The following is a 976-nucleotide window of genomic DNA, read 5'->3' as shown; positions in this document are numbered from 1 at the left end:
CGCCAGGCGCAAATCTACAAGCGCCAAGGTATCGATCTCGATCGCTCGACGCTCGCCGACTGGGTCGGCCGCGCCGCCTGGCATTTACGCCCGGTCCATCAGCGGCTACTTGATCATTTGAAGTCGTCGTCCAAGCTCTTCGCTGACGAAACGACAGCTCCGGTGCTCGACCCAGGACGTGGCAAAACCAAGACCGGGCAACTCTGGGCCTACGCACGGGATGATAGGCCATGGCAGGGCGATGACCCGCCCGGCGTCGCCTATGTCTATGCGCCGGACCGCAAAGGCGAGCGGCCGATGGCCCATCTCGACGGCTTCGTCGGTATCCTGCAAGTAGACGGCTACAGTGGATATCGCCCGCTCGCGGCAAAGAACACCGTGTCGCTGGCATTCTGCTGGTCGCACGTTCGACGCCGCTTCTATGAACTGGCCGCCGCCGGTCCGGCACCCATAGCTAGCGAGGCGCTCCGACGCATCGCCGAACTTTACAGGATCGAAGACGAGATACGTGGTCGCACGCACGAGGAGCGTAGCGCCAAGCGCAAGGAGAAGAGCCGACCGATCACCGACAACCTCGCTCCCTGGCTGCGTGAGCAACTCGGCTACATCAGCCAGAAGACAAAGCTCGCCGAAGCCATCCGCTATGCCCTGTCCCGCTGGGAAGGCTTGACCCGCTTCATCGACGACGGCCGGATCGAGATCGACTCCAACATCGTCGAGCGGTCAATCAGGCCAATTGCCCTCAATCGGAAGAATGCACTCTTCGCAGGGTCAGACGCCGGGGCCGAACACTGGGCGACCATCGCATCGCTCATCGAAACCGCAAAGCTCAACGATGTCGAGCCGCTGGCCTATCTCTCAGACGTCCTCACAAGGATCATCAACGGTCATCCAAATAGCCAGATCGACGACCTGCTGCCGTGGGCCTATGCCCCAAAACCCGAAATCAAAGCCGTGGCCTGAAAACACCGCTTAC

The 976-nt window shown here is 61.3% G+C and carries 1 protein-coding gene; it reads left to right on the top strand.

Going from position 1 to position 976, the window contains the following annotated elements; translation table 11 throughout:
* A partial coding sequence (gene tnpC / locus AB4048_RS28820; protein ID WP_442205354.1) for an IS66 family transposase occupies positions 1-963 on the top strand: 963 nt, incomplete at its 5' end.
* Between the last annotated feature and the right edge of the window lie 13 nt (positions 964-976).

It is taken from the genome of Rhizobium sp. RAF56 (genome assembly GCF_052113965.1).
Classification (GTDB): Bacteria; Pseudomonadota; Alphaproteobacteria; order Rhizobiales; family Rhizobiaceae; genus Rhizobium.
Note: the sequence above shows the minus strand (reverse complement) of the source record. Positions and strands in the feature narration are given on the sequence as shown.